General features: G+C 58.2%; 26 protein-coding genes and 1 riboswitch. Of the genes, 7 read left to right on the top strand and 19 right to left on the bottom strand.

Annotated features, from left to right (window positions below; genetic code table 11):
- The first annotated feature begins 304 nt into the window (after positions 1-304).
- The gene (locus LU196_RS13980; protein WP_232760275.1) at positions 305-1195 is read left to right on the top strand and encodes an oxidoreductase; all 891 of its coding nucleotides are present in this window, start codon (positions 305-307) and stop codon (positions 1193-1195) included.
- Positions 1196-1260: 65 nt separating this feature from the next.
- Here LU196_RS13980 and LU196_RS13975 read toward each other — a convergent pair whose 3' ends face one another.
- Positions 1261-1794, bottom strand: a complete 534-nt coding sequence (locus tag LU196_RS13975) for a GNAT family N-acetyltransferase (RefSeq protein ID WP_232760273.1) — start codon at positions 1792-1794, stop codon at positions 1261-1263.
- Between the two features lie 172 nt (positions 1795-1966).
- On the opposite strand from LU196_RS13975, the gene LU196_RS13970 reads away from it, so the two are divergent.
- A complete protein-coding gene (locus tag LU196_RS13970; protein ID WP_232760271.1) occupies positions 1967-2608 on the top strand; it encodes a LysE family translocator in 642 nt (213 codons plus the stop codon).
- Here the strand turns inward: LU196_RS13970 and LU196_RS13965 are convergent.
- The 5 genes from LU196_RS13965 to LU196_RS13945 form a co-directional block, all read right to left on the bottom strand.
- Entirely contained in the window at positions 2579-3397 is an 819-nt protein-coding gene (locus LU196_RS13965) for an AraC family transcriptional regulator (RefSeq protein WP_232760269.1), read from the bottom strand. The two genes, LU196_RS13970 and LU196_RS13965, sit on opposite strands and share 30 nt — an antisense overlap.
- A gap of 77 nt (positions 3398-3474) precedes the next feature.
- Positions 3475-4275, bottom strand: coding sequence for an inositol monophosphatase family protein (locus tag LU196_RS13960; RefSeq protein WP_232760268.1), 801 nt, complete (start codon positions 4273-4275; stop codon positions 3475-3477).
- 14 nt (positions 4276-4289) lie between these two features.
- A complete protein-coding gene (locus LU196_RS13955) occupies positions 4290-5351 on the bottom strand; it encodes an ABC transporter ATP-binding protein (protein ID WP_232760266.1) in 1062 nt (353 codons plus the stop codon).
- A complete protein-coding gene (locus LU196_RS13950) occupies positions 5348-7570 on the bottom strand; it encodes an iron ABC transporter permease (RefSeq protein WP_232760265.1) in 2223 nt (740 codons plus the stop codon). Before LU196_RS13950 ends, LU196_RS13955 begins: the two co-directional genes overlap by 4 nt.
- 69 nt (positions 7571-7639) lie before the next feature.
- Positions 7640-8668: an ABC transporter substrate-binding protein gene (locus tag LU196_RS13945; protein WP_232760263.1), complete on the bottom strand. Its 1029-nt coding sequence runs from the start codon at positions 8666-8668 to the stop codon at positions 7640-7642.
- Positions 8669-8884: 216 nt separating this feature from the next.
- On the opposite strand from LU196_RS13945, the gene LU196_RS13940 reads away from it, so the two are divergent.
- Positions 8885-9916, top strand: a complete 1032-nt coding sequence (locus LU196_RS13940; RefSeq protein ID WP_232760260.1) for a LacI family DNA-binding transcriptional regulator — start codon at positions 8885-8887, stop codon at positions 9914-9916.
- A gap of 49 nt (positions 9917-9965) precedes the next feature.
- Positions 9966-11237, top strand: a complete 1272-nt coding sequence (locus LU196_RS13935) for a histidine-type phosphatase (RefSeq protein ID WP_232760258.1) — start codon at positions 9966-9968, stop codon at positions 11235-11237.
- Between the two features lie 51 nt (positions 11238-11288).
- Here LU196_RS13935 and LU196_RS13930 read toward each other — a convergent pair whose 3' ends face one another.
- From LU196_RS13930 to LU196_RS13905, 6 genes are all read right to left on the bottom strand, one after another.
- Positions 11289-11696: a DUF2000 domain-containing protein gene (locus tag LU196_RS13930; protein ID WP_232760256.1), complete on the bottom strand. Its 408-nt coding sequence runs from the start codon at positions 11694-11696 to the stop codon at positions 11289-11291.
- Positions 11697-11743: 47 nt separating this feature from the next.
- Positions 11744-12592 carry an AraC family transcriptional regulator gene (locus LU196_RS13925; protein ID WP_232760255.1) on the bottom strand — a complete coding sequence of 283 codons (849 nt, stop codon included), beginning with the start codon at positions 12590-12592 and terminating at the stop codon, positions 11744-11746.
- Positions 12561-14366 (bottom strand): sensor domain-containing phosphodiesterase, encoded by a 1806-nt coding sequence (locus tag LU196_RS13920; protein WP_232760253.1) that lies wholly within the window; start codon positions 14364-14366, stop codon positions 12561-12563. Before LU196_RS13920 ends, LU196_RS13925 begins: the two co-directional genes overlap by 32 nt.
- A 435-nt stretch (positions 14367-14801) precedes the next feature.
- Positions 14802-15803, bottom strand: coding sequence for a zinc-binding alcohol dehydrogenase family protein (locus LU196_RS13915; protein ID WP_232760251.1), 1002 nt, complete (start codon positions 15801-15803; stop codon positions 14802-14804).
- 123 nt (positions 15804-15926) lie between these two features.
- The gene (locus LU196_RS13910; protein WP_232760249.1) at positions 15927-16523 is read right to left on the bottom strand and encodes a DUF1349 domain-containing protein; all 597 of its coding nucleotides are present in this window, start codon (positions 16521-16523) and stop codon (positions 15927-15929) included.
- A 158-nt stretch (positions 16524-16681) separates the two neighbouring features.
- The gene (locus LU196_RS13905; RefSeq protein WP_232760246.1) at positions 16682-17539 is read right to left on the bottom strand and encodes a glucose 1-dehydrogenase; all 858 of its coding nucleotides are present in this window, start codon (positions 17537-17539) and stop codon (positions 16682-16684) included.
- A 339-nt stretch (positions 17540-17878) separates the two neighbouring features.
- Between LU196_RS13905 and LU196_RS13900 the strand changes: the two genes are divergently transcribed.
- Positions 17879-18502, top strand: a complete 624-nt coding sequence (locus LU196_RS13900) for a pyridoxamine 5'-phosphate oxidase family protein (protein ID WP_232760245.1) — start codon at positions 17879-17881, stop codon at positions 18500-18502.
- Positions 18503-18548: 46 nt separating this feature from the next.
- Here LU196_RS13900 and LU196_RS13895 read toward each other — a convergent pair whose 3' ends face one another.
- Positions 18549-19721: an alpha/beta hydrolase-fold protein gene (locus LU196_RS13895; RefSeq protein WP_232760243.1), complete on the bottom strand. Its 1173-nt coding sequence runs from the start codon at positions 19719-19721 to the stop codon at positions 18549-18551.
- Positions 19722-19885: 164 nt separating this feature from the next.
- Positions 19886-20785 carry a lipid kinase gene (locus tag LU196_RS13890; RefSeq protein ID WP_232760242.1) on the bottom strand — a complete coding sequence of 300 codons (900 nt, stop codon included), beginning with the start codon at positions 20783-20785 and terminating at the stop codon, positions 19886-19888.
- 212 nt (positions 20786-20997) lie between these two features.
- Here LU196_RS13890 and LU196_RS13885 point away from each other — a divergent pair, with 212 nt between their 5' ends.
- Positions 20998-21747, top strand: a complete 750-nt coding sequence (locus LU196_RS13885) for a YoaK family protein (protein ID WP_232760241.1) — start codon at positions 20998-21000, stop codon at positions 21745-21747.
- 75 nt (positions 21748-21822) lie between these two features.
- Positions 21823-22452: a LysE family translocator gene (locus LU196_RS13880; RefSeq protein WP_232760239.1), complete on the top strand. Its 630-nt coding sequence runs from the start codon at positions 21823-21825 to the stop codon at positions 22450-22452.
- A 44-nt stretch (positions 22453-22496) separates the two neighbouring features.
- On the opposite strand, the gene LU196_RS13875 is transcribed toward LU196_RS13880, so the two are convergent.
- The 5 genes from LU196_RS13875 to LU196_RS13855 form a co-directional block, all read right to left on the bottom strand.
- Positions 22497-22952 (bottom strand): hypothetical protein, encoded by a 456-nt coding sequence (locus tag LU196_RS13875; protein ID WP_232760237.1) that lies wholly within the window; start codon positions 22950-22952, stop codon positions 22497-22499.
- Positions 22953-23113: 161 nt separating this feature from the next.
- Entirely contained in the window at positions 23114-24079 is a 966-nt protein-coding gene (locus LU196_RS13870) for a HesA/MoeB/ThiF family protein (RefSeq protein WP_232760236.1), read from the bottom strand.
- A 9-nt stretch (positions 24080-24088) separates the two neighbouring features.
- On the bottom strand, positions 24089-24847 hold the full coding sequence (locus LU196_RS13865) for a thiazole synthase (RefSeq protein ID WP_232760235.1): 759 nt from the start codon (positions 24845-24847) through the stop codon (positions 24089-24091).
- A gap of 3 nt (positions 24848-24850) precedes the next feature.
- Positions 24851-25048, bottom strand: a complete 198-nt coding sequence (gene thiS, locus LU196_RS13860) for a sulfur carrier protein ThiS (protein WP_232760233.1) — start codon at positions 25046-25048, stop codon at positions 24851-24853.
- Entirely contained in the window at positions 25032-25973 is a 942-nt protein-coding gene (locus LU196_RS13855; protein WP_232760231.1) for an FAD-dependent oxidoreductase, read from the bottom strand. The genes thiS and LU196_RS13855 overlap by 17 nt, the downstream gene beginning before the upstream one ends.
- A 109-nt stretch (positions 25974-26082) precedes the next feature.
- Positions 26083-26202, bottom strand: a riboswitch (TPP riboswitch).
- Positions 26203-26371: the final 169 nt, after the last annotated feature.

Genomic DNA, 26371 nt, shown 5'->3' with positions numbered 1-26371 from the left:
GCAAGATATAATTTCAGTTCCAATAATTAATTTAGTGATAATTACAGAAACCAATTAATAAACAAGGATGTAGCAACGCGGCGATGCGCACCAGGAAGGCTTTAGTCAGGCTGTAGTATGGGGGAATGAAAGCGTGCCGGAGAAGTATTGATGCCCTTTCGCCATTTGTCCAGGCGGACCGTGAGAAAAAGTGGCAATGCCATTGGCGGTAGAGGGCCAGGCGTTATACCTTAAAACGTGTTCACGCGGTTTGCCGTTCAGGAGAAAACTGACAATCCGCCCACTGGAAGCAGGAGACACGTCCATGTCCGATCGCCCAACCGTTGCGCTGGTGGGGCCGGGTGCCATTGGCACCACGCTCGCCGCGCTGCTTCACGCCGTCCATCGCACGCCCATGCTGTGCGGACGAACCGCTTATCCGCAGTTGCGCCTGCGCGATGAAAATAACGCGATCACGGTGCCCGGCCCGGTGAATACCGATCCCGATGCGGTCGCGGGTCCGGTCGATGTGGTGTTGCTGGCGGTAAAAGCCACACAGGTGGTAGAGAGTGCGCCCTGGCTTGCCAGGCTATGCGCAGCCCACACCCTGGTGTGTGCGCTGCAGAACGGCGTTGAGCAACACGCGGCGCTGACGCCGTGGGTTAACGGTGCCGAAGTGCTGCCCTCAGTGGTGTGGTTTCCGGCACAGCGTGAAGCCGATGCGTCGGTATGGCTGCGCGCCAGCCCGCGCCTGACGTTGCCCAACGTTCCGGGTGCGCAACGCATTGTCGAGCTACTGCGCGACACTGGCTGTGAGGTGGCGCTGGCAGATGACTTTGTTTCTGTTGCCTGGCGCAAGCTGCTGCAAAATGCCGCCGCAGGCGTGATGGTGCTGGCCAATCGGCGAGCTGGGGTGTTCGCGCGCAGCGATATCAGTGCCCTGACGCTAGTCTATCTGAACGAGTGCCTCGCGGTCGCGCGCGCGGCGGGCGCCACGCTCGACGATAGCGTCATTCATGACATTTTGGACGGCTTTCATCGCGCCCCGGCGGATTTGAGCACGTCGATTCTTGCCGATCGTCAAGCGAATCGCCCACTGGAGTGGGACATTCGCAACGGTGTGATTCAGCGCTACGGCCGCCAGTACGGCATTCCTACACCCGTCAGCGATGTGATGGTGCCGCTGCTGGCCGCCGCCAGTGAAGGTCCAGGATGACCCTATCGCGGCGAATACGCCACATTGCCAGGGATAGCAGTGACAATGTCACTGCCACACGGGGTTTACCGCGAAGGTATCCAGTCTTGCCGATAAAGGTTGTACATCAAACTGGGCGTGAGCCCTTCCAGATCGCACACTTTTTTGAGAAAGCGCAAACCGGCTTTTTCCAGCACGCGGCGTGATGCGAGGTGATTCTCACGCACCACGCCGACGATCTCGGCGACGCCAACCTCCTCAAAACCAAAACGCACCGCGCGGCGTGAAAGTTCTGTGGCATAGCCTTTGCCCCACGCATCAGGGGCGAAGCGATAGCCTAGATTAATGGTCTGGCGTCCATCAAACTGGCTCACGGCAATGCCGCCAAAGCCAATAATCCGCTCAGGCTGGGCCTTTTCCGCCACCGCCCAGTCGCCAAAGCCCTGTTCTACGTAGGCGTTTAGCCGGCGTGAGAGTGATGCCTGTGCGTAGTCCAGATCGGGATAAGGACCGTGCGGATTAAACCGGTGCGTTTCCGCATCGCCGTAAATTCGAAAGAAATCGCCGAGATCCTGCGGGCGCAAATAGCGATACACTAAACGCTCTGATTCCCATTCCATGCTACTTTCTCACGCACTGTTCATCATCTCACGATAATACGCAGCGCATCAGGCCAGAGACAACGCCTTTCTGCATCCACCGCACGCACCTTCACCGAGCGCAATTCTTTCCAATCAACCTGATACGCGATGGTGTTTACTGGTTGTTTTAGCGAATACAGGAAGCCACTGCATGACGTTGCCGTTCACCCAAGGTTTTTTACTTAGCCTTTCGCTCTGTCTGGATATCGGGCTGGCGAATATCGCCATGATCACGCTGGCAATGCAGCGCGGCTATTTACAGGGGTTCTCACTGGGCATCGGCACCTGTATCGGTGACCTTATTTATGCGCTGCTGGCGCTGGCGGGTATGGCCGTGGTGATGCAATTCACCGCCGTGCGATGGGTGTTGTGGATCGGCGGCGGCGCGGTGCTGCTGTGGTTTGCCGGCAAAATGGTGCTGGCGGCGCTGCGTCAGCCCGCCCCGCTGGACACCGCGCAGGCCCATCCACCTCGATCGCTGGTGCGCGAGTGCAGCCGCGGCGTGATGCTCGCCTTGTCCTCACCCAGCGCCATTCTGTGGTTTGCCAGCGTTGGCGGCGCGCTGATTGCGCGCATGGGACACGGCAGCACCCACTCCACCAGCCTGTTTCTCAGCGGTTTTTTTATCGCTGGCGTGCTCTGGAGCGGCGTACTGTGCTTGATGGGCAGCCTGGGAGGACGACTCTTAGGCGCACGCTTGCTGCGAGTCTCTTACTGGGCGTCTGCGCTGATTTTCAGCTACTTTGCGGTTTGGGTTATCGCGTCAGGCTATCGGGAATTTATCCTGCGTTAGCCCAAGCTGTTGCACATAGTGATGGGGCGTGATGCCCATGACTTTGCGGAAGGCGTTGATAAAATGACTTTGATCGTAAAAGCCCAGCTGCAGCGCTGCATCAAGAGGATGTACGCCTTGGCGCAGCAGCGTTCGTGCCCTTTGCAGGCGCAGCTGCATATGGTATTGCAGCGGTGGCATGCCGGTTAGCTGCGTAAAACGGCGCACCAAATGGTATTTACTGAGTCCGGCCACCTGCGCCAGCGTTTCGAGCGGGGGTTTTTCGCTAAGGTGTGCGCACAGGTAGTGTTGAACCGTGTCTATTCTCTGCGCATCATCCGCGTGGGCGTGATGCGTATCGTCCAGCAGCTCTCCACACAGCCACAGTAGCTGCTGCTCCAGCTCTGCCTCATTGCGCGCCCGCGCCGCGGCGTCAACCCCACACAGCGCGCGGAACAGGGATGCGTCGGCGATCACCCCTTCACGCAAGCTGGGTGCCTCGTCGCGACTTTGCAACCCTAACTGCGTCACGGCGTCGCGCAGCAGCGCCTGCGGCAGGTGCACACTGATAAACTGCACCGGCGGCGTGCTGAAACAGGAGGCCTGTATGGATCCCGGGTTATACACCGTCACCTGCCCGGCAAACGCCTCCATCTCGCGCCCATCCAACCAAATGGCTTCGCGTCCGCTCAGGTTGGCGCAAATCACGTATTCGTCATGCCAATGCCGAGGAAAACGGCTAGCGCTGGCGCTGACGCGCGAATACTCAATGCCATCACGGCAGAACCAGTCGGTGGAAACAAGCGACACGGGCTTTTACTCGGTAAGGTGCAAACCGCTATAACACCATCCGCACCGCCGGTTTGCAATCCTCATCTAACGCCGCGCTAAAGACCGGCGATGCGGCGTAAATCTGCCTCAGCACCGGGAGCGACAGCCAGCACCTGCGCCCCTTTTAACAGCCGATCCCCTTCGGTATTAAAGGGGTGATACCAGCCACCCGCCTCTTTGACCAGGCAGTAACCGGCCAGACAATCCCAGGCGTGCATATAGGGTTCGTAGTAGCCCACCACGCGACCGGCAGCCACCCACGCCAGCATCAGCGCGCCGGAGCCAATACGAATAAAGTTGCCGCCCGCCGTCAGCAGCGATGCCAGAATCTGCCCGACCTCCTCCGGGCTGACATGGCTATTCGCACCAAAGCCGGTGACGTGATTTTGCAGCGTGCGGCTGGGATCGACCTGCAAACGTTGTCCATTCAGCGTCGCGCCCTCGCCAAGCGCCGCGACGTAGCACTCTTGATAGGTGGGTGCAAAAATCACGCCGATCACCGGTATCCCGTCATGCAGCACGGCCACCGAAACGCACCAGTTCGGCATCCCATTCAGAAACGGACTGGTGCCATCAATGGGATCCACTACCCACGTGTAGCCCGACTCTCCTGCCTCCAGGCCAAACTCCTCGCCGAGAAAACCGTCCTCGGGGAAGTGCGCGCGTATTTCTTGACTAATAAACTGCTCGACCTCGCGATCGGCCCGCGACACGACATCCTGTAAATCATATTTGGTTTCCACCTGCAGCGTATCGCGCTGATTAAACCACGCTAGCGCCTTGTCTCCGCCGGCGCGCGCCACCTGTTCTGCCAGCGCCAGACGGGCGCTGAGTGCGGTATAGTGCGGGTTGCTCATTCTCTGTCCTTAGGTTATCCGGCTATCAGGGCTAATCCCTGAGGTTTAAAATCCACGGCGACCCGTGAAGCCAGCGGCAGCCGCTGCTCCATCTGCGCATCAACGATAAACAGCGCCCCCAGTTCGGTAGCCACTTCATACTCGATGTGGTCGCCAAGCCAGGTGCTGTGCGTCACTTCACCCTGCAAGGCACCGGGGCCCTCACCGCGCAGCGTGATAAATTGCGGGCGCACGGAAAGCTGCGCGTCACCACAGGCCGCGCCATTGCTGCGCAGGCGATAGCGCTGGCTGCCGACGCGAACCCATGCTTCGCTGCCCTCAAGCTGCTCCACTTCGCACGGCAGGATATTGGCTTCCCCCATAAAGTCAGCAATAAACACCGAGTTTGGCGCGTGGTACAAACTCTCTGGTGCGCCCTGCTGAGCAATATCCCCCTCTTTCATGACAATAATCTTATCGGAGACCGCCAGCGCCTCTTCCTGATCGTGGGTGACGTAGACCGCTGTGAAGCCGAGCCGCTGCTGTAAGTCGCGAATATCGGTGCGCACCCGACGACGTAAACGTTCGTCCAGGTTCGAGAGCGGCTCGTCCAGCAGCAGTACCTGTGGCTCCAGCACCAAGGCGCGCGCAACGGCGATGCGCTGCTGCTGGCCGCCGGACAGCTCCGACGGCAGCCGATTGCCCTGGCTCTCCAGCCCAACCAGCTGCAACCCCTCGCGCGCCCGATCGCGCGCTTCGCCCTTAGGAATGCCCGAGGCGTGCAGGCCATACAGCACATTGTCCAGCGCGCTCATATGCGGAAACAGCGCGTAGGACTGAAACACCATCGCCACATCGCGCTCGTTTGCCGGCAAATGCGTAACCTCTTTTCCACCAATCAAAATACGCCCGGAGGTCGGATGCTCCAGCCCTGCCAGCAGCCGTAGCGTGGTGGTTTTGCCGCAGCCGGAAGGGCCGAGCAGCGTGACCAGCGTACCCGGCTCCACGGTCAGGGATAAATCAGGCAGCGCGTTGAAATCGGCAAAGCGCTTGGTCACGTGTTCAAACACCACCGAACCGGCTTGAATTTGGGTCATATCGCTCTCTCCTGCGTAAGCGCCGTGGCGGCTGGGGCAGCCGCCACGGCAATCGGACGCGCCGCGCGGCGCAATTTGCGTTCCCCGACCAGCCACTGGAATATGCCAATGATCAGCAGCATCACGACAATCAGCACGGTTGAATAGGCAATCGCGACGCCGTATTCACCATTTTCCACCAAGCCAACAATGTAAGAGGTCGCCATGTTGTACTGCGCACTGACGAGGAAAATCACCGCACTAATCGAGGTAATGGCCCGGACAAACGCATACACCAACGCGGCACTGATCGCCGGTTTCAGCAGAGGAAGCACCACTTTACGCAGCGTGCGGAAGCTGTTTGCCCCCAGCGTCAGTGACGCTTCATCCAGACTTTTATCGAGCTGACTCATGGCCGCAATGCCACCGCGCACGCCCACGGGCATGTTACGAAACACAAAGCAGGCCACTAAAATCAGCGCCGTACCGGTGATCTCCAGCGGTGGCAGGTTGTACGCCATCACATAACTCACGCCGATGACGGTGCCGGGTATGGCAAAGCTCAGCATCAGTAAAAATTCAAACGTCTGGCGTCCGGCAAACTTTTGCCGCACCAGCAGCCAGGCGGTGAGCAGCCCAACCAGCGCCGTCAGCGGGGCGGCAATCAGGGCAATCTCCAGCGTGGTCCAGAAGGAATTCCACGCCACGCCGCGCCAGGCAATGTGCCCCTCATTGAACGTGATGCCGAACGCGCGGATGTAGTGATCGAACGTGAGGCTATTGTTTAACCCCCATGACTGCACAAACCCGCCGAACACAATCATGCCGTAGATCGCCAGCGTGAACAGGCCCCACGGTATCACCACGCCATAGACACCATAGCGCAGTAAACGCGGCAGCTGCACGTGGCGACCACCATCGCCTTTGCCAGTGACGGTGGCAAAGTTTTTGCCGCCCAGCCACCAGCGCTGTAAAACGAAGGCCGCCAGGGTAAAACTCAGCAGGATCATCGCCAGTACGGCGGCGCGGCTGGGGTCGTTTTGCGCACCCACCACGGAGAAGAAGATTTCAGTTGAGAGCACGCCGTGACTGCCGCCCAGCACCATGGGGTTACCGAAGTCCGCCATGCTCTCGATAAAACTAATCAGAAACGCATTCGCCAATCCGGGCGCCATGAGCGGCAGCGAAACGCGGCTGAAGGTGCGCCAGCGGCTGGCACGCAGGGTTTGCGAGGCTTCCTCCAGCGACGGACTCACCCCTTCTACCACGCCTATCAGCACCAGAAAGGCAATCGGGGTAAACGACAGCACCTGCGCTATCCAGATGCCGGTTAAACCATAGAGCCAGCGGCCGGGTTCAACGCCGAAGAGCGCCGCGACGTGCTCGGTCACCACACCGGAGCGCCCAAACAGCAGGATCAGCGCCAGTCCAATCACAAACGGTGGCGTAATGATGGGGAGGATCGTCAGCATCCGCAGCGCTTTCTTAAAGGGCAGCGGCGTGCGCGTGGCGGCAAGGGCAAAGGCCAAGCCCAGCAGCGTCGAGCCGCTCGCCGTCATCAGCGCCAGTCCCAGCGTGCGCCAGGCGGTGCCGCATGAGCCCCCTTTCAGGCACGACAGGCTCCAGATAGCGGGATCCTGAATGTTGCGTATCAGCCCGTCGGGCTGAAAGCTGCCGTCGATACCCTGCACCGAGACCGTGAATAGACTGAGCACGGGATAGAGCACAAACAGCGTCACCAGCGCGGTGAGCAGCACCAGCGAGGACACCACAAACGCATCGCCCTTGAGCACGCCGCGTTCGACCAGGGCGAACGAGAACAGCAGTAAAAAGGTGGTCAGCAGCAGCAGTGCGCCTGCGCCCATCCCGGGCTGGCCTTGTGTTAAGGCGCCAAATCGCTGTTCCAACCACAGCCAACTCCAGCCGCTGTAGCCAATCGCATGGCCCTCCACCACCAGAAAGATCACGCCTAACGCGCTGCATATCAGCAGCGCGCTGCTGCGCAGCCGATGAGGCAAAAACGCGCTGGCGCCACACAGCAGCAGCAGCGCCAAAGCGATGCCGAGCCAGGGATGGTCATACAGTTGCCCGATGGCGGGCCGCTCCGCCGCTTCGCCCCACAGGGAAAACAGCCAGCCGCCCTCAAAAAAACCCGCTTCAAGGCTATACCAGGGCAGCAGCAGTATCGCTGCGGCGCCCAACAGCAACGCCCCACTCACACGTCGATTACTTGCATTCATAAGACACCTCAGTTGATCCCGCAGCACGCCCTTTACGCGGCTGCGGTGCGGTTTGTCTTCGAGGGGGAATTACTGCGCGCTGGCGCCAATTTCTTTATCCCAGCGCCCCAGCAGGGCTTTACGTTTCGCGGCGTCGCCGTAGGTCTTGAAGTCGTAGTCGATCAGCTTGATGTTCTCGAAGCGCGGCGCATAGGGCGAAATCTCGGCCTGGCGGTTCGAGGGCAGCTGGAAGGATTTGGCATCTTTCATGTGCGATTGCGCCTCTGCGCTCAGCGCCCAGTCGTACCAGACCTTGGCATTGGCGAGGTTGCGCGCCCCTTTGACAATCGACATTGAACCAATTTCATAGCCGGTCCCCTCGCAAGGCGCGACGGTCTTGATGGGGAAACCGTCCACCTGCATCGCAACCGCGTCGTGCATGAACACAATGCCCACCGTGGCTTCGCCGCGCGCGGCGGCCTTCACCGGAGCCGACCCCGATTTGGTGTATTGCGAAATATTGGCGTTGAGTTTTTTCAGATAGGCGAAGGCCTGATCCTCACCCATGATCTGCACCAGCGTCGCCAGCGTGTTATAGGCCGTGCCGGAGGAGTTAGGATTGGCGATCTGAATTTCACCTTTAAAGCCTGGATCGAGTAAATCAGCCCAGCAGGCGGGCGCTTTTAACTTCTTCTCTGCCAGCAGCTTGGTGTTGTAACCCCAGCCCAAAGCACCGGCATAAATGCCCACCGTCCGATAACCGGCATTTTCCGCCTGTTTACGCGCCCAGTCTTGCTGTTGATCCAGCAGCGGTGATTGATACACCTGCGTGAGGCCCTCTTCGGCAGCCTGCATATGGGGATCGCCCGTGCCCGCCCACCAGATATCGGTACGCGGGTTACGCGCTTCGCTGCGCAGGCGGGCATAAGCTTCGCCCGCTGACAGGCGCACCATACTCACTTTGATATCGGGGTGGCTTTGGCTGAAGAGGCGTGTCATCTGCTCACACACCACCACATCAGCAGAGCAGACCATGTTGAGATTGCCTGCCGCTGAAGCGGCAAACGATAACGCGGTGCCGCTCAGCGTGAGGGCAACGGCAATAGCAGTGGCGCGCATGGTGTTCTCCTAAACGGGTGAAGTGGACGCAAGAGTGCATCCACTTTTGCACATGTGTGCAAATTAGTAATGAACCTGAAACATCCTGTCAAACGCCTTAACTCGCAAGCATCGTGTCGCGTCACAAAATTTCAACAAATGAGATCTCAATCAATTTGCACAGCTTTGCAAATTAATGCAGACTCTTAGGCAGCCGCGATTGATGCAGGAAAAACTATGTTGAGTGATAAAAATACCGTCAGCGCCCAGGACGTGGCGGAGCGTGCGGGCGTCTCGCGTTCAGCGGTGTCGCGCGTGTTTACGCCGGGTGCCAGCGTATCGGCGGCCATGCGCGCACGCGTGATGAAAGCCGCACAAGAGCTGGGTTATCACGTTAACCATCTGGCTCGCGGATTGGTACGCAATCGCAGCGGCATTGTCTGTTTGATCGTCTCGGAAATGGCGACGCCCTATCGCGCCAGCCTGGTACGCTCCCTGACGCAGCACCTGCAGGAAGCCGGGAAAATCGCCATGCTGATCAACACGGATCGCTCGGATAACAGCGTCTCGGCGGCTCTCCAGCAAGCGATTAATTTCCGCGCAGACGCCTCCATCATTCTGTCCGGTATGCCGGATCGCACCATTACGCGTCAGTGCTACCAGCACGGTCAGCGAATCATCCTGATTAACCGTGATGAAGCCCTGCCGGGCTCGCTCAATATCGACTTAGATGCCGCGAGTGCGGCGGCCACGGCGGTCCAGGCGTTTCAACGTGCGGGCTGTCGGCACTTGGCATTCGCGAACTCATTGGCGGGTACGCCAAGCCTGCTGAAGCGCGAAACCGCGTTTGTGGCCGAGGCGCAGCGTGCCGGCCTCAGTGTGGTGGTGGAGCGCTTCGGCACCACTTCCTATGAGAGCGGACAAATACTCGCGCACCGTCTGCTGACGCGCGCCCAGCGCCCCGATGCCGTGTTTTGCGTCACCGATCTGATGGCCTGCGGCTTAATGGACGAAGCGCGTCAGCGTTTCGCGCTGCGCGTGCCACAGGATCTCTGCTTAATCGGGTATGACAATATTGCGCAGGCGGGTTGGACGTCCTACAACCTGACGACCTTCGCGCAGCCGGTAGAGCAATTTGCCCGCGACGCCGTGCAGTGGTTACAGCACGAAGAAGCGCAAGAAAATACGCCACGGCATGACGATCAGCAGCACCATCGGCGGGTATACCAAGCCGATGTGGTCTGGCGCGACTCGGTGCGCGGGGGCTGAGGCGCACCCTGGCATTCTCCATTTTTTAACCACCTAAAAAGGAAACGCTATGCTGTCTCGTAAACATCCGCTCGCCGCTGGCCTGTTTATCGTCAGTTGCCTGTGGTTAACCGCCTCGCCGGTGCACGCCGACGAGCGATACCAGTTGGAAAAGGTCGTGGAACTGAGTCGCCACGGCGTACGGCCGCCAACGCCAGGCAATCGCAAAGATATTGAGGCGGCAACCGGACGTCCCTGGACCGTGTGGAGCACGCACGACGGAGAGCTGACCGGACACGGCTACGCGGCCGTGGTCAATAAAGGCCGCTGGGAAGGTGAGCACTATCGCCAGCTGGGTTTACTGGCGGCAGGCTGCCCCACTTCACAAGCCGTCTACGTTCGAGCCAGTCCGCTACAGCGCACCCGCGCCACCGCTCAGGCGCTGGTCGACGGTGCATTCCCCGGCTGCGGCGTGGCCGTTCACCGCGTAGAGGGCGAGAGCGATCCGCTGTTCCAGACCGATGACTTTGCGGCGACCCGCACCGACCCGGCGCAACAGCTCAAGGCCGTGCAGCAGCAAGCCGGCGATCTGGCGGCCCGGCAGCAGGCGTTGCAGCCTGCGGTGCAAGCGTTGAAAAATGCCGTTTGTCCGCAAGCCACGCAGTGCACCCTGTTTAGTCAGCCCTGGCGCGTTAAGCAAAGTAAAAACGGCAACGTGAATGTGGAAGGACTGAGCGTGATGGCCAACATGGTTGAGACGCTGCGCCTCGGCTGGAGTGAAAATTTGCCCCTCAGCGAATTGGCATGGGGAAAAATCACCTCTTCGCAGCAAATCACCGCCATTTTGCCGCTATTGACCGCCAATTATGACCTGAGCAATGACGTGCTTTACACCGCACAGCGGCGCGGATCGGTGCTGCTCAACACCCTGCTGCAAGCGGTAGGTCACGACGGCCCCGATCGGCCGCAGGCGCGCTGGCTCCTGCTGGTGGCGCATGACACCAACATTGCCATGGTACGGACGTTGATGAACTTCACATGGACGCTACCGGGCTACACGCGCGGTAACATCCCACCAGGCAGCAGTCTGGTCCTGGAGCGCTGGCGCGATAGCCAGAGTGGGGAGCGCTTTTTACGCGTCTATTTCCAGGCACAGAGCCTTGACGATTTGCGGCGATTGCAGCCCGTAGACGCGGCCCATCCGCTGTTGCGCACCGAGTGGCAGCAAAGCGGCTGTCGTGTCACGTCAGTAGGGACACTCTGCCCGCTGAAACCGGCATTGGCTGCGTTGAGCAAGCAGCTGGACCACGCGGCGATTCCGCCGATAACCTGGACACCGTAACACCCACAAAAAGACCTCATCGCGCGGTACGCAGGACGCACCGCGCGTTTTTTATGCGTGAAGCGCCAGGCCTTTGATCGCTTTGTCCACCGCCTTTTTCGGCCCGCGCAGCGCCAGCCCCACTAAGTTAAGGTTGTCGGGATCTTCCGCGCGAAACGCCGCACGATTTGCCTCATCGTGTCCGGTAGAGAACATCGCTTCCACATACGGAATGAGGGTTAATTCGCGCGTCAGGGCTTGCTGATGGGCACGCTGTAAGCCATTCAGGTCAGCGGCAAACACCCGCATCGGTTGTCCCGCCATGTTGCCATAGTACCGCCCGTGGCCGTCAATGTAGGGCTCACCCATCATCTCAGGGGCGGCGGCGGCCAGCCCCGTCGCCAGGAAAGCGACCACATTTAAGCGCTGCCAGGTGGCTAAGTCATCGCGCACGATCAGTGCAATTTTGGTTTCAAACATCAGGTTTTACTCGGCTGCAAAAAGAGCCGGTATTGTTTCGCAGCGCGTCAGGCGGGGTATAGAACGTTTGTGCACTGGCGCTGATAGGTGGCGGGCGTGATGCGATAGGCGCGCTGGAACCAGCGGCCCAAGTGGCTTTGATCGGCAAAGCCCACCTGCGCGGCGACCTGCACCGGCGTCAGGCCCTGCGCCAATAATTGACGCGCCGTGCGCAGGCGTAAGCGCACCAGATACGCGTGCGGAGATTGACCAAATGCCTGCTTAAACTGGCGCGTCAGCTTGAAGCGGTTCATGCTCGACAGGCGCGCCAACTCATCGAGGCCAATATCCTGCGCCATAAAATCGTGCAGGTAGTCGCGTATCAGCAGCATCTGGCGCTGCGCATCCACCAGATCGACAGGGGGGCGCGACTCAAGATGGCGCGACAGCAGCGTAACAAGATGATCAAGACTTTGGTCGCGTGCCAGACGCCCTTCACGATAATGGACGGCAAACCACGCCTGCTGAATCGCACTGGCCAGCGCCGTATCGTCAGTCAGCGTATGGCGAAATGCCCCCTGGATATTGGCCACATCGCCCAAGCCGCGACGCTGCATCATCCCTGCAACCCACGGCTGGGGGAGATAAAGCATCACATAAGTAAAACCTGCGGCATCCGGGGCATGGCCATCGTGCACCGCGCCTGGCTCGATCAAAATGGCCCGGCCAGGCGAACTGGTGTGCAGAGCCCGGCGACAGTGGAAGCGCTGCAGCCCCTGCTGCGTAATGCCCACCAGCAGCTCATCGTGATCGTGCGGATCGTACGCGTGTCCGCAGAAATGCGCATTGACGCTTTCAATGCCGGTCTCATCATCGCGACGAAAATCAACCCAATCGCGGCTCGGCGTGTGGCTCATAGCGTCGTAAATTCTCCTGCAGCCATGCGGTCATGGGCGCGGGGGTGAGTGGTCGCGAGTAGTAATAGCCCTGCGCCTGATCGCAGCCATAGGCCTGTAAATCCTGCGCCACTTCGGCACACTCCACCCCTTCTGCCAGCACCGTGTAGTTCAGCTCTTTGAGCATTAGAATAATACTGCGGGCAATGACCCGCGAAGCGGTATCTTGCGACAGCTGCATGATCAGCGACTGATCGAGTTTGATGATATCCAGCGGCAAGCGGCGTAAATAGCCAATATTACTGTAGCCGGTGCCAAAATCATCCAGTGCGATAGAGAAGCCGTTGCGTTTCAGCTTTTCCAGACCGTTGATGGCATCAGCGTTCTCGCTAATACGCTCCGTTTCAAGGCATTCAATTTCCAGCAGTGCGGGGGGTAAATTCGCACGGCGCATTTTTTGCACCAGCGCCTCGACAAAGTGTGGTCGGGCAAAATCTCTTCCACTGAGGTTAACCGAGACCGTCAGCGTAATGCCTTCTTGCTGCCACACTTGCAGCTGCGTAATCACCGCATCGATCAGCCAATGGGTAAGATCGGTCAGCACGCTGGTTTGTTCAATGAGTGGGATGAAGCGCGCCGGGCCAAGTTCTCCAAAAACAGGATGATGCCAGCGAATCAACGCTTCCAGCCCGACCGCCAGCCCTGTGCTGATAGACACCTTGGGCTGGTACACCACATAAAGTCCGGTGTTATGCGTGATCGCCTCGACCAAATCGTTGATCAACATAAAATCGGCGGTACGACGCTGATCAAAGGCTTCGTTAAACGTCATGGTACTGACATCAAGCTTTATCGCCTCATGCAGCGCGCTGACGGCTTGCCGCACCACTTCTGCTGCGTCGTCACTGCGCGCAACGAAATGGCTTTCGCCGGTGGTAATGGTGAGATCGATGGACATGCCATTTTCCAGCCGGATCCGCTCGCCTTCAAGCTGCGCGGCAATGCGGCCCGCATCCAAATCGCGTTCAAGGGTAGTCAGCAAGGCAAACCGGCCCGGCGCAAAAGCATAAAACAGATCGTCCTGACGCAGCGCAAGACGTGCGGGGATGACGTAGGCCATTTCACGCAGCAAGCCTTCCACTGGCGCCAGGCCGATGAGACGCGAGAGTTCATAGGCGCGCGCGATGTCGATACAATCAATCAACACCAGCCTGCGTGGCGTGACATCACCCTGGCTGGCCAGCTGCTGCATATCACGCAGCAAGCAGGGGCGATTGGGCAGCGTGGTAATTACATCCTGATAGCCCGCCGCCTGCCAGGCATTCAAAAATGACATCACCAAATTGCTCAACAGACGCAGCGTTTTCACTTTTTCACTGCCAAATGCGTGCGGTTTGGTATCGGTGACACACAGCGTGCCATAAACCAACCCTTGCGCATTTTTTAGCGGCACCCCGGCATAAAAACGAATATAGGGTTCACCCACCGCAAACGGATGATGTTGAAAGTACGGATCGATTAATGTATCAGAAATGATCAGGGGTTCATCTTTATCAACGACATACCCACAGAACGCGTCCTCCCGCGAGGACGAGATTAAATCAAAGTTGCGGGAAGCTTTAATATATTGACACTTATCGTCTACAACCGAAATAAAACTGCCTGGGATGTCCAGCACCTGACTGGCCAGTAATACAAATTTAGCCAAGACCTCATCACGGGTTTGTTCAGGGGAAATCAGCGCTTGCAGGAAAGCGGTTTCGGCGGACTTAGCCGCATCAGCGTTATTGGACATCCGGCGTGCCATCCTCGTGTATTGCGCAATGCGTAAAGGTAAACGTAATGGCGGAATAATAGTAATTGGGAGAGAAATTAATTGGATCTTAGCGCTGAAAGTCAGCACTGTCACATTATTTAAATCGGCAGCCAGACATTTTATTTAAGTCAAATAGTTAAATAATCATCAAAATAAAAATCTTTTCGCGATTAATAGCAGTACACCGCTTACAAACGCGATTAGACAAGATTTTATCTGGCATTTATCTCACCGAAGCGTCAGCGCACATCCAAACAAACCGCACGGTTAAACACAGCGATTTTCATGCAGGCTAAGTAATGTTTTGCAGGATGGGCGTTGAGGGCGTATGGCAGGGGATGAAAAGATCAAAAGGGGTTTTGGCCAAGCCGCCAGGGCGTGCACCGCTTACACGGCGGTGCACGCCCTACCGTGTTAGAAACCGCTCAGCACAATTTTGCCGCGCGCTTGCCCGCTCTCGATCAGCGCGTGCGCTTTACGCAGGTTCGCGGCGCTAATCGTGCCAAGGTGCTCACCCGCCGTGGTTTTCAGCGTATGATTGTCTACCAGTTCACTGACCTGCTGCAGGATCTCATGCTGACGCTGCATATCCGCCGTTTGGAACAGCGAGCGGGTAAACATTAACTCCCAGTGCAAGGAGATGGCTTTGCGTTTCAGCGGCATCGCATCCAGCGTTGCGGGGTCATCAATCAGTGCCAGCTTACCTTGCGGGGCCAACACCTCCACCAGCTGCGGGAAGTAGGTGTCAGTATGGGTGAGCGAGGCCACATAGCGCACCGTTGGCTGGCCAATCGCCGCCAGTTGCTCAGCCAGCGGCTGATGGTGGTTGATGACATGATGCGCCCCCAGGTCTTTTACCCAGCTCTGCGTTTCCGGGCGAGAAGCCGTACCAATAACGGTTAAGTGGGTGAGTTTGCGCGCCAGCTGCGTCAGGATCGATCCCACGCCGCCGCCAGCCCCCACGATCAGTAGCGCAGCCTGCTCCTCCTTTTTTACCTCCAGGCGATCGAACAGCATCTCCCAGGCGGTCAGTGAAGTCAGCGGCAGCGCCGCCGCATCGGCATCACTCAGGCTGCGCGGCTTATGCCCCGCGATGCGCTCGTCTACCAAGCCATATTCGGCATAACTGCCTGGACGGCTAATATCCCCGGCGTAAAATACGGCATCGCCAACCTTAAAAAGCGAGACCTCAGCGCCCACCGCCTCAACCACGCCAACGGCATCCCACCCCAAAATGCGCGGTGTCTCGGTGGGGGCGCCGTTGCGCACCTTGGTGTCAACCGGGTTAACGGCAATCGCGTTGATCTTCACCAGCAGATCGCGTGGCCCCGGCTGCGGTTTAGCCACGTCGGTGTCATAAAGCGAATTTTCATTGGAAATCGGTAAACCGTGTTGGCTGTATACAATGGCTTTCATGCGTGGTTCCTTTAAATCAGCAGTATGTTGAGGACGTTAACCACAGCTTAGTCAGCGTTCTGGCGTTGAAACATCCCCGCAATAGGAAAACACTTTCACTCGCGGTGTGAAAATCGTCGTTCGTCAGGAGAGATCGTGCAGCGGCTTGTTAAGCGGTGCGCCAAGGTAAAAGTGGGTGAATGTCACCTCTAGCCCGGCGCGCTGCGGTGTACAGGCCATCACGCCAACGAAATAGCGCCGTCCGGAGGGCCAAGGGCATAATCTCAGCAGCGGCCACGTCGTCCCGTCGGTGGAATATTGTAGGCGTAGCGCATCGTCGGCCAGGGTCGCCCGCATCCAGAAGCGGCCAGGATCGCCAGGGAAGAGCCCGGTGGACCAGTCGGAGGTGTGCCGCGTAAGCACGCTCCCTATGGCCGGTTTAGCATCATTGTATTCTATACCCGCCTTAACCCAATGCGTCTCATCCTCCAGCAGCAGGATCCCCGCTTGGTCGTAAAGATGCGAAAAAGCCGCAGTCACCTTGACCTGTACCGTAAAATCCCCGTTCACGTAAAACCCAAACGCGTGACCACTGTGGTGCCTGAAACCGTAATAGGTTTGCTGCCAAAAATCGGTCTCGGCGTCAGTGGTGAGTCGTAATGCCTGCGCATTCAGGGCGTACTCGGCGGGTGGGTTCAGCCACTGACCGCCTGTGGCGGCGAGCGTATCAATGGTACGCATCTTTAAACCTCCTGTTTTATGAAGGAATCGGCGGGCCGTTTGCGTGGCCGCAGCAAAAGAGTATGGCGGCTTTTTTTAACCTGACGCGCGGTTTTTTAATGGCATCGAAGGAGGGGCGAACCCGCCCGGCATCGCTGCGTGGGCGGGCGAAGCGGCAGTCAGATGACGGCGACGCCACCTGTCACAGCGACGGTTGCGCCTGAAATATAACTGGCCTCATCGCTGGCTAACATCACATAGGTAGACGCCAGTTCAGCCGGCTGTCCCATGCGCTGCAGAGGCACTTGTCCGCCAAAACTTTCTACCTGTTCCGGCGGCATGGTCGCGGGGATCAGCGGCGTCCAGATGGGGCCAGGCGCAACCGCATTCGCGCGGATGCCTTTATCGGCCAACATCGCCGCCAGGCTGCCGGAGAAATTCACAATTGCGGCTTTGGTGGCGGAATAAGCAATCAGCATCGGCTTAGGCTGATCGGCGTTGACCGACGCGGTATTAATAATGGAAGCGCCTGACGACATGTGTGGCACGGCGGCTTTGCACAGATGGAACATCGCATAGAGATTGGTTTTCATGGTGCGATCAAACTCCTCCTCGCTGATCTCATCCAGCGAGGCGCGCGTCATTTGGTAAGCGGCGTTGTTGACCAAAATATCAATTTTATTGAAGCGCTCAACGGTTTGGTTAATCACGTCACGGCAGTGCGCCGAATCGGTGAGATCGCCGGCAATGAGCACTGCCTGCTGCCCCGCCTCTTGAATCAAGCGGGCGGTGTCGTTGGCATCGTCGTGCTCGTCAAGATACGCAATCACCACGTCTGCGCCTTCACGGGCATACGCAATGGCCACGGCGCGACCAATACCGGAATCCCCCCCTGTGATCACGGCGGTCTTTCCCTGCAAACGTCCCGACCCTTTATAGCTTGTTTCACCATGGTCAGGTTTAGGCTGCATGGAGAGAAAACTTCCCGGCCATGTTTGCTGCTGCGCCTGCTGTGGATGTTGAGGACGATCTGTCATGGCGGTCTCCTTAATAACGGCTGAGGTAAAGCACCAGTGCGCGATGCGCAAAACGGAGCGCACCTACGCCTGCTGCAACCTGTTTCAGTGTAGCAGTCACCGTGAAATCGCAAGCCAGACGCAAAACGTAACAGGTTGATAGAAAATCCATTTACAGCAAAAACATTTACTTATAGGCAATTGATGCCAAAAATCGCTTCGCTTAGCTATTTATTGATTTATTCATCGCAGCTGCACCGTCTTTTCCAGAGAAACGGGACGTCAACAGTGGCCTGAATGAAAGGCTTGGGTATACACTCATCGTTCGGTTTCTGTTCTCGTTGAAAGGAAGTGCATCTCATGGCAGAAGAGGAAATGCGCATCACGCGTATTGAGGAGCTGGAAGCACAGTATGGCGCGGTAGCGCAACCTTCGCTGACCAAAGTCGCCGATCACATTCACCCCGCGTATCGTCCGTTTATTGAGGCATCGCCCTTTGTGGCGCTGGCCACAATGGGACCGGAAGGTCTGGATGTGTCGCCGCGAGGCGATCCTGCGGGGTTTATCCATATTGAAGATGAAAACACGCTGCTGTTGCCTGACCGCCGCGGCAACAATCGCATCGACAGTTTGCGCAATATCTTGCATGACCCGCACGTCGCGCTGCTGTTCCTTCTCCCCGGCATTGGTGAGACGCTGCGCGTAAACGGCGTCGCCGAAATCCGCACCGATCCCGCGCTGCTCACGCGCTTCGCACTTAACGAGCAGCGGCCAAAAACGGTGTTACGGATTACGGTTAGCAGCGTGTTTTTCCAGTGTAGTCGTGCCGTTATCCGCGCAAAGCTGTGGGATGCTGCCACGCATATTGATAGGCGCTCGCTGCCTAGCACGGGATCGATCCTCGCCATGCTGTCGCAGTCAGCCATTGACGGTGAGGCATACGATGCCGCCTTACCGGAAAGGTTAAAAAACACGTTGTATTAAGGTGATACCCAGGCGGCGTCGGCTCGATGCCGCGCCGCCACAGGCGTTATTTGAAAAGTTTTTGGACGAAATCAACGTAAGCTGGGCGCCAGACGTCCATTTCATGGTTCAGACCCGAATACGCTTGGTAGTCGAAATGCACGCCCTGCTTTTCCAGCTCCGCTTTCAGTCCGGCGATGTCTTTGCCAGTAACAGAATCTTTTTCCCCGACAACCACCGTGAAATTACGCAGCTGGGCATTGATCGCCTGCGGTTTCTTCAGTTGGGCAGTGACGCCCGCATCCGGCACCGTGGTGGTGGTCACGCCGCTGAACGTCGCGAGCCAGCCAAAGCTGGCCAGATGGTTCATGCTGGACACCAACGCCTGGTAACCGCCCTGCGATAAGCCTGCAATCGCCCGGCCTGCGGCATCGTTGCGCACGTTAAACCGGCCGTCGACCAGCGGAATAATGTCGTCCATCAGCTCGCGGTCAGCCGCTTTGGCATTGAGCGGATAAAAGATTTTACGCCGATCCTTTGGCGGATAATTTTCAGCTATCGCTTGGGTAATATCCGTTTCGGTATCCGGCACCACCACCAGCATGGGTTTGATTTTGCCCTCCGCCAGCAGGTTATCCATGATCTCCGGCAAACGGAGCTGCTGGATGGCCGAAAGGCCGGTATCACCAAAGCCGTGATAGAAATAGAGCACCGGCAGCACCTGCCCTTTCCCGCGATAGCCCGGCGGCGTCCAGATATACACCTGCCGCTCTGAATTGAGCGCACGTGAGTGATAAGTCACCGTGAGAAGATCGCCGTGCGGCACTGCGCGCCGATCCAAAATGCTGCCCGGCACCAGAATCAAACTGGTGTTCACCTGGCGCTGCGGCTTTTGATACGCGCTGCCGGTATCCGCTGAACGGAAGCCGTCAATGTCAAAGAAGTATTCGTAAAGGTTGGGGGCCAGCGGCGCACTTTTCCATGACCAGATGCCGCGCGCGTCTTTGGTCATATCATGTGAAACATAACTATCCGGGGTTGATCCAGTGACCACTGCCACCTGCCTGGCCTGCGGCGCGAACACGCGGAACGTAATACTTTTGTCCGCGTTGAGCTGCGTCACGTACTCTTTTACAGGAATGGATAAGTCTGGCGTGGCGGGCAGCGGAGCCGCTTCAACAGAGATCGCCGTATTGGCCAGCAGTAGCGCCAGCGCGATTGCAGTAAGACATTTATTCATTATTCTCTCCCTTTTCCTGCGCAAAAGGGGCATCAAGCAGGCGAAAGACGCTGTCGATACCCCCGTTTAACCCTTGGCTGTCGCCGTACACGCTACTGTAAGACGGGGAGAAATAACAGGGTTTGGCGCAGCATGCAGGCGTTGACCTGCACCGACAGCCAGCGTCAGCGCGATGTGGCCGCAGGCGCAAACACCTGCATCGCACCGTTGAGCAGACGAAAATGCGCAGGCGTTGAGCCGATAATTTCACCATCCGCGTTGATATCGTGCGGACGCCGCGTGTGCAAGGTAAACGACGTGCCGCTAAGCGTGCGGACGCTGCCCCAGCGACCGTGCGTGCCGCGCCGCAGGGAAGGAAATAGGGCCAGCATCTGCCAACCGTGGCGCACCTCCAGACTGTAAGCATCGAGTCGGCCATCATCGGGCGCCGCGTCTTTATCAATCGTCATGCCGCCGCCGTAAAAGCGACCATTACCTACCGCGAACTGCAGCGTTTTAATCTGCTCCTCGCCCTGTTCATGGCTCAGCGTCGCACTGAACGGACGGCTCTGATGCAGCAGACGCAGCGCGGCTAACGCGTAACCCAGCGTACCCCACTTCTTTTTCGCGACCGCCGTAAGGTTTCGCGCCAGGCTGGCAGAAAAGCCGACGCTGGCGACATTCAAAAAGAGGTGGCCGTTGACGTCACCCAGATCAATGCGACGCGTTTGCCCAGCGGCGATGACGCGCACAGCTTCTTCCAGGTTGAGTGGAATGGAGATTGTGCGAGCAAAGTCGTTCGCGGTGCCCAGCGGCAGAATGCCGAGCGGCAAATCACACTGCACGATCCCTTGCGCCGCAGCGTTCAGGCTTCCGTCTCCGCCGCCAACAATCACGCTGTCCACCGCGTGTTGATGGTCGCGGATAATATCACTGTAGGGACGTTGATCGGCGCTGTCGGGCTCGGTAAGGATAAATCCTGCCGCTTCCAGCAGCGTTTTAGCCCGGGTGGCCTGCAGGGCCCCACGGCGCGAGTGGCGATTTATTAACAGCAAAGCACGGGGGCGTTGAGCGTCGTGGCGCATCGTTTTCTCACGGACAGGGACCTGCAGCGAAAAATAAACGGCGTTACGCTTACTGACAATCTTCCTTAGATAACTTTACGTCGATAATAAGATTTATCTATTTCTGTGGGTTATTAAGAATCTCTTAAGATGGATCTGCTCCACTTATTTTCACACGGCACATGGTTGTCGCAACGGAATAACCCACCAGTTTGGCGAGGATGAGCGAAGATATGTTGATTAAACTTAAGCGCACGCGAACGCACCACGAAGATCGTAACCTGGCGCTGTGTCTGGCCACGTCGGCAGGACTGTTAAATGCCGTGGCGCTGGCGGCTTTTGGCTTCTTTCCTTCCCATATGTCCGGCAATGTCTCGCAGATCTCGCCCGATTTAAATCAGATGGATCTCTATAACCTGAAAATTTTTGTTACGTTGATCGCGGCCTTTGTGACGGGTGCGGTGGTGGCACGCATTGCGGTAGTGATGGGCATTATCAAAGGTATTCGCACCATCTTCAGCTGCATATTGTTAGCCGAAGGCGTGCTGTTAATTTTGACCTCTCTCTTTGAGCTCTATTTTTTCTCCATGCAAAACAACGTGGAAGTGTTATTACTGCTGGCCTTTCTGATGGGCGTGCACAACGCGACTTCCACGCAGCTTTCTAACGGACGCGTGCGCTCGACCCATATTACGGGCACCCTGACTGACGCGGGGATCTCTCTCGGGTCGGTCTTTATGGCCATGCTGCGACGCGATCCCTCTAAAAACATTCGCGCGTTTCGCCAGCAATTCACCACGCACCTTGTGACCATTTTTTCTTTCCTGACGGGCGGTATCGCGGGCTGGCTGTTTTACAATGCGTTAGGTTTTGGTTCGCTTATGGGACCGGGCATTGTATTAGTGTTGATCGCTTCGCTGTCGATACTGTTCACGCTCTATAAGGTCAAAACCCGCCGCTGCGGCAGCGCACTGCGCCAATGAATGCGATAAAGCCATGGTGATTCGGCGTTACGGACGCTATAACGGAGGTTCATTCCCCCCTATGGAAAGGACATCATGGCGCTTTCACACGAGCTTATCTTGATTTACACCACCTATTTTATTGCCGCTGCCAGCCCCGGCCCCAGCACCATGGCCATCATGGGGACCGCCATGAAGCAGGGCCGCGGTGCCGCGCTAGCGCTGGCGTGCGGCGTGATCTGCGGTGCCATGACGTGGGCGCTGCTGGCCGCTTGCGGCGTGTTAACGGTGTTGGCAACCTTTGCACAGCTCTTGATCGCGTTGAAAATTGGCGGCGGCGTCTATCTGCTGTGGCTGGCGTGGAAAGCAGGAAAATCCGCGCTGACCTATGCCGACTCGGCAGGGGCTCAGCGTCCAGACGCGGCGACGTCATTTTCCCGACTGTTTCGTCAGGGGATATTGATGCACGTGGGCAACCCCAAAGCCATTCTGACTTGGGTCGCTATCATGTCGGTTGCGCTCAAGCCTGGGGCGGCGGCGTCTACGCTTCCTCTGATTCTTGCAGGCTGTGCGACGCTTTGCGTAGGGATATTTTTTGGCTATGCGCTGCTGTTTTCCACCCCGCTCATGGCGGCCTTTTACCGCCGCATCCGACGCGGGCTGGATGCACTTCTGGCCTGCTGTTTTGCCGTGGCAGGCATTAAGTTACTGCTAAGCCGCAGCTGAAGCTCACGACGCAATGCGGCATTGGGCCGCATTGCGTAAGCGCATCAAGAGTTGTTGACGGGGGTGGTTTTCTCGCCGCTGGCAGTCTCGCTAAAGGCAGGCTTTTGACGCGTAACCGAGTAAACGACATTTTTGGCACCCTGCGTATCCGTGGTGACCGCTACAGGTGGAATAGTCACTTTGCCAAAGCCAAACAGCGTTTGCACGTAACCTCCTACCTGGTGTTTACCTGCTGGGACGCGAATTTCTTTTTTCTCGCCTTTGGGTAATAAGCCAGCCTCTTCGCCGTCCACCGTTACATAGACCGTTGAACCGTCGTCGGTACGCGTGACCAAATGCGAAACGTTGATCACCGTGGGGCCACTCTCGAACTGCGACGGCGTGTTGTCATTTTCGACAGGCGCGGCCTGCGCGCTTGCGCTGCTATCAGCGGTGTGACGCGCGCAGCCTGAAAGCATAAGTGCGGCCATCAACGTGGCCAGAGTAAAACGCGAAAACATCGTGACGGAATAACCTGTGCAAATGAGACGTGTTTTTTATTTTAGCGCGCCTCAATCAGTGATAACAGTCACAAAATTCCAGTATTTTCCGAAAACTGTATCACGGTTTTACCTGGATACGCGCGCCACGCCCTGTCGGCTGCGGCTGCGCTATGCCCGCCTCACGCACGGCCCGCTGCCAGAATCGCAAGTTGCGTGCAGCCGCGCTGCGCCAGCGCTGATGCGGCTTGCGCGGCGCGCATGCCGCTGGCGCACACCAGCACGATGCGGCGGGCGGGCGGCGGCTGCCAGGCATCAATGAGGTGCGGCATAAGGCGAATTGCGCTTTCCGTCACGCTCACCGGCGCTTCTGTCTCGCTGCGCAACTCCACCACACAGTCGTCCGCGCGCAGCAGCGGCGCATCAATAAACGGCACTGCCTGGCCAGGCTCCTCCGCGGCATCAAAGCGGAACGCGTTGAAATGCCAATTGACGAAATCGCAGTTAATCACGCAGCCCAGCGGTGAAGGCGCTAATCCCAGCAGGACACTGAGCGCCATCTGCGCTTGCATCCCACCCAGCGTGGCGACGGCGGGGCCCATCACACCTGCCGTATTGCAGTTGGCAGCCACCCGCGGCAGCGCGGGAAACACCGCACGATAGCTCGGTGCACCGCCGCAGAAGCCGCCCACGTATCCCTGGCGTCCCAGAACCGAGGCGCTGATCAGCGGTATCCGCGCGCGGTAACAACTGTCTGATAGGGAATAGGTCACGGCAAAGTTGTCCGCCGCATCAATCACCAGATCGATGTCGAGAAGTAATGTGGGCAGTCGGCTAGCCCCAACGGCCAAGCGTACGGCATCAATCTGCACCGCGCTGTTGCGCTGCCGCAGCGCCTGCTGTGCGCAGGTGACTTTGGGCTGCCCCACCTGTTGTTCAGTGAACAGCGTTTGCCGGTGCAAATTATGCAACGCCACATGGTCGTCATCGCACACCCGCAGATAGCCCACGCCGGCACCCGCTAACTGCGGCAGCAGCGTCGCGCCCAGCCCGCCCGCGCCAACCACCAGCACGCGTGCGGCATGCAGCCTTTGCTGCCCCTGCGGGCCGATTTCAGGTAGCATCGTTTGGCGCTGATAACGTTCCATTTCCGCTCCTTAAGAAAAATTGGCCAGTCCAAACAGAGGCGTCGACGCCACCGCCATATCGCGCTGCTCCATCAGCCCAGATGACCGCGCCGCCAGACCCGCTTCAACCGCAAGCTGGAAAGCGCGCGCCATGCCGACAGGATCGCCCGCTTTCGCCACCGCCGTGTTAAGCAGCACGCCATCAAACCCCATTTCCATGGCCTGAGCCGCCTGGGACGGTGCGCCAATCCCCGCGTCAATGATTAATGGCACATCGCTGAACCAGGCACGCATCGCGCGCAGCCCCTCAATGTTGCGCAGTCCCTGCCCGGAGCCAATGGGCGCGCCCCAAGGCATTAATAGGCGACAGCCCGCTTCCAACAGCTTTTCGCCCACAATCAGATCCTCGGTGGTATACGGGAACACCTGAAATCCGTCGTCACACAGAATGCGGGCAGCTTCAACCAGCGCAAAAGGATCGGGTTGCAGCGTATCAGCGTGACCAATCACTTCGAGTTTGATCCACGGCGTATTAAACAGTTCGCGCGCCATGTGGGCGGTGGTGATCGCCTCTTTCACCGTATGGCAGCCCGCCGTATTGGGCAGAATGCGCAGGTTGAGTTCGGTCAGCAGCGCACGAAACGCACCACCCGCCTCCCTTTCGCGCCGCAGGCTGACGGTAATGATTTCCGTGCCCGAGGCAGCAATCGCCTGCTGCAAAACCGCCGGTGAGGGATAACCTGCAGTGCCGAGTAACAGCCGTGACTGCGGCTTAACGTCGTAAAACATGCCTTAGCCTCCCTGCATCGGAGACAGGACTTCCAGCCGATCGCCTGCCTGCAGCTGCCGCTCGGCATACTGGCTTTTCGGCACAAAATCGCCATTGATGGCGCTGGCGACGGCGTTAAGATCAATCTGCTGCTCGATCAGCAATTCTGCCAGCGTGGTGGCGCGGGTCGCGAGCGTGCGGCCGTTAAGCTGAATATTCATGACGCGGTTCTCCCAGGCGCTGCATCAGCTGTTCCGCCAGCATTGGTGCCAGCAGAAAACCATGTCGATACAAGCCGTTAAGATAAAAGGTTTGGTTTTCGTAGTGAATTTCCGGCAGGTTTGCCGGATAGGCAGGTCGTAGCCCGCTGCCGCTCTCAACCACGCGCGCCTCCGCCAGCGCCGGATGGATGGCATAGGCTGCGCTTAGCAGCTCCATCATGGCACGGGCGCTGATAGCGCTGGCGTCATGGCTCTCCACCATAGTGGCACCGAGCATAAAATGCCCGTTGCGACGCGGCACCAGATAGCAGGGAAAACGTGGGTGGAGCAGGCGAATAGGTCGGCTAAACGTCACTTCATCGCTTTGCAGGATCAGCATTTCACCTCGCACGGCGCGCAGCCGCGGCAACGCCGCGCGGGCATGGATGCCACGGCAGTCGATGACCTGTCCCGACGGCTGGCGTGCATCAAAATTTACGCCGCGCTGTTGCAGGGCGGCGCGCAGCTCAGCCAGCGCCTGGCGTGGATCGAGATGCGCCTCGCGCGCAAAAAACAGGCCACGCGCGAAACGTTCCGCCAGCAGCGGTTCGATGTGACCAGGTTCAACCCACTGATGTTGCGCTGTCATACGGGCAAAACGTTGGAGTTCCGCAGTATCGCGTGCGGGCGCAACCACCAGCGTGCCGTGCTGTTCTACGTCGCTGACGCGGCGCTGCCACCAGGCGGCGGCATACTGCCCAAGCGTGATGACCTCAGGAGGCGCGCTTTCGGCTTCGCACCACGGTGCCAACATACCGCCAGCATACCAGGAAGCCGGCACGCGGCTGGTATCGTCGATGACCTCAACCTCTTCGCCGCGCTCAGCAAGTAAGGTGGCTACGCATAAGCCCGCAACGCCGCAGCCTAAAACTGACCAGCGGCTCATGTTCGATGTACCGGAAAAGGGATGTTCACAGTGGCCTCTCATTGATTAGAGACCCGAGGGATACTGGAAGGGGAAACGGGCGCACAAAGGCAGCGCGCAAAATCGCGCACCCAAGCGCGATCGGTCTTCCTACGCCAGTATCAACTGGGTCAGGTTCAAAGGGTCGCTAAGCCGCGCAGTGCGCTTTTAGCCTCTCAGTCTCTCAGGCGAGACTCCCCCGACGGGATTAGTTTTAGTGCAGCGGCACCCCGCCGTCAAGCGGGTTTTGTGGGAGCATTTTAAGGAGTTGTGCTCCGCGCAAGTGCGGTGGAATGCACATGTAACATATGGTATACAAAAGGATTATTGCTCATTTTGGGCACCCATCTTTGACAGGTGAAGTCAGTTAGGACAAGAAA

This window comes from Pantoea sp. Mb-10 (assembly GCF_021272205.1).
Lineage (GTDB): Bacteria > Pseudomonadota > Gammaproteobacteria > Enterobacterales > Enterobacteriaceae > Pantoea.
The sequence above is the reverse complement of the archived record's forward strand: the minus strand, read 5'-3'. Positions and strand labels throughout refer to the sequence as shown.